The 2,042-nt window shown below is 43.9% G+C and carries 1 protein-coding gene; it reads right to left on the bottom strand.

Features of this window, described 5'->3' with window-relative positions:
* Positions 1 to 1,841 (bottom strand): fructose-specific PTS transporter subunit EIIC (locus WB217_RS17285; protein ID WP_423994524.1); only part of this gene is annotated, 1,841 nt, incomplete at its 3' end.
* Positions 1,842 to 2,042: the final 201 nt, after the last annotated feature.

Raw genomic sequence — 2,042 nt, 5'->3', positions numbered from 1 at the left:
GGCCAGCCCCAGACTGCAGGAAGCGGGTACCACTGAACTGCTCCAAGGGCAACTGCCGTTACAGACCCGATGATTGCACCAATGATGTTAAGCGGAATCGTGATCAGCGGGTTACGGAGCATGAAAGGAATCGCCCCTTCACTGATGGCAATGAAGCCAAGCAATAAGGATGTATTTCCCGTTACACGAAGGTTTTCATCAAAAACCCTGCGGCCAACCACATATTTATCAATAATTGTTGCAAGTCCCAGACCGATTGGCGGAATGACAATCGCCAATACTCTTGCAGTCAACGGGAAAATCTGATCCGCAGCTAATCCGATGGCAATCGCACCAGCAGCTTTATTAATAGGACCTCCAAGGTCAAAAGCAGTTGCAGCAGCAATGATAGCCGACAAGAACAATGTTCCAGAACCTTGAGCAGATTCAATATAATTTCTTATAGCTAAATTCAATGCCCCGAAAACAGGATCAACAAAGTAAAAGTTCAAGAAGAAAATTGTAAGAACGCTTATGGCAGGAATGATTAGCATTGGCTTCATTGCCTGCAGATTTTTGTGAAGTTTAATTTTTTCATTTAAAAATCTTGAAACATAACCAGCAACTAGACCAAGGATCAAAGCACCCAGGAAACCTGACGGGATACCGCCTTCAACTCCCCAGAATGTGTAGTGTAGACCAGCGGCGAATGAACCACCAATCAAACCGGAAACAAGGCCTGGTCTGCCTGCCAATGAATACGCAACGAACGCACCGAAGATTGGGTACATGAACTTAAAGATCAATCCGCCAAATTTATCAAGGTGATGAAGGATTACTAACAATTCATTCGCATGATTAATATATTTCGGGTCTTGAATTTCACCCGAAAGTCCGAATGGCATCGCGCCAAGCTTGGAAATTCCGATCATCAGTCCAGCTGCAACGATTACTGGAATCATGTAAGAGATACCTGTGAGGATTGCCTGGGACATTTCAGCCCAGATTCCTTTATTATCTCCAGAATCCATACCTTCTCCATCTTCGCCAGTAGCCTGGACGACTCCATCAGGATTGTTCAGAGCACGGTTGATCATTTCTTTCGCGCTTTTCAATGGCTCTGCAACCTTTGTCTGAACATAAGGCTTGCCATTAAAGCGCTCCATACCTCTAGGAGAAATATCGGTTGCAAAAATAACTGCATCTGCTTCGCGAATCAGCGCTTTCGTATGCTGGTCCTCAAGTCCATTCGCCCCTTGCTTTTCTGTAAGGACGCGGACACCCATTTCACGGCCCGCTTTTTCCAATGCTTCAGCGGCCATATACGTGTGGGCGATACCTGCAGCACATGCTGTGATGGCAACAATTGTTTTTGTATATTCATGAGACTCAGCTTTTTTATTGTCTACCTGGTCAATCGCAGCGATGAACTGGTCTGCATTTTTTGCGTTCATCAGGCGCTGATGGTAGCTTGAATCCATCAAGCGAGTACTCAATTCTGATAGAAGGCTTAAGTGAGTAGAACCAGCTTCAGCTCCTGGGATTGCGAGCAAGAAAACAAGCTCTACCTGATTGTTTGGATCGATGCTTTCCCAGTCTTTTAATTTGTTTTTCAATCTCGCTACGGCAAAACCTGCCTTTTTAACAGCGGAAGATTTGCCGTGGGGGATTGCCAGACCAGCTTCAAACCCTGTTGGCGAAATCTGCTCCCTCTCCATTACAGCATGATAATATTCTTCTTTTGAGCTAAGGAATCCGTTCTCGTCTAGTGCATCAACCAGATTACGGATGACTTGATCCTTTGTGCCCCACTCTACATCTAAAAAGAGCAGACCTTTTTCAGTCATGTCTTTTAAATTCATCTCAGTTCACTCCACTCTTTTAAAAGTTTTATATAATAGCGCTTTCTAAAACTAGTTGAAAGCCTTTTCTAAAATCGCTTACAATACATTTTTAACATGAATACCACGCCCGTGTTTGTACATTCAGCGTACAATTGTACAACATTGAAGAATTCTTGAACTTCAGGATTTTATAAATTGCCTGGGCGCTATGGTATAATC

It is taken from the genome of Mesobacillus sp., assembly GCF_049588175.1.
GTDB lineage: Bacteria > Bacillota > Bacilli > Bacillales > Cytobacillaceae > Mesobacillus.
This window is presented reverse-complemented; position numbering and strand designations above follow the sequence as displayed.